Source organism: Actinoplanes sp. NPDC051388 (genome assembly GCF_055586225.1).
In genome coordinates this window covers 1-1,021 of sequence record NZ_JBVJIP010000050.1, presented here as the reverse complement: position 1 = coordinate 1,021, position 1,021 = coordinate 1, and the positions used below count along the sequence as shown (strand labels likewise).

Here is a 1,021-nt window from a genome sequence, read left to right as displayed (position 1 = left end):
TGCAGTACTCATACCAAAATGTTTCAGACCCCAACGCAGAGTGACGCTTCGCAGGTCATCCCACCTGTCGAGCAGTCGAGAACATGGCCGATCGTCGGCTAACATCCTCGCCGTCGATGGGGAATGCTTCGGTCCAACGGCGGGCCGGACTCGCCCCGGCGTCGCGGTGCATGGCGGTGCAGCACGACGTTTTCTCGAATTCGCGCATGTGGGGGCACATGAGCACGACGGACCTGCCCGGTTCGAGTCTGCTGGCCAATCGCTACCGATTGGTCGAGCGTCTCGGAGCCGGCGGGATGTCAGTGGTATGGCGAGGCTTCGACGAGGTCCTCGGCCGGCAGGTGGCGGTCAAGGTGCTGCCTCCGTCGACCAGCGCCGACCCCTCATTCCGGCGCCGCCTGCGCGCCGAGGCGCAGGCCGCGGCGCGGCTGAGCCACCCGCACATCACCAACGTCTACGACTATGGCGAAGCCACCACCGTCGACGGCGAACCGGTGCCGTATGTGGTGATGGAACTCGTCGACGGCGAATCCCTGGCCGCCGTGCTGGCCCGGACCCGCCGGCTCGCCTGGCCCGCCGCCGTGCGCGTCTGCGCCGAAGTGTCAGCCGCGCTCGCCGCAGCCCACGCCCGCGGCATCGTGCACCGTGACGTCACCCCGGCCAACGTGATGCTGACGCCGACCGGGGCGAAGGTGGTCGACTTCGGCATCTCCGCGCTGATCGGGGAGAACGACATCGACCCCGACGGCAGCCTGCTCGGCACCCCGGCCTACCTCGCGCCCGAGCGCCTCGAAGGCGGACAGGTCAGCCCGGCCACCGACGTCTACGCCGTCGGCCTGCTCATCTACCGCACCCTGATCGGGCAGCTGCCCTGGGATGTCGGCACCACCACCGCACTGCTGCGGGCGCACCAGTACACCGAACCCGACCCGCTGCCGCCGGTCGAAGGACTGCCCGCGAACGTCGCGGAGCTGGTCGAGCGGTGCCTGGAGAAGCGGCCCGACGACCGGCCGTCCAGTGC

General features: G+C 69.4%; 1 protein-coding gene. It reads left to right on the top strand.

Translation table 11 applies throughout. From position 1 onward, the window contains the following. Nucleotides 1–218 precede the first annotated feature (218 nt). The coding region (locus ACZ6TI_RS48145) for a serine/threonine-protein kinase (RefSeq protein ID WP_465352039.1) at nucleotides 219–1,021 on the top strand (803 nt) is incomplete at its 3' end.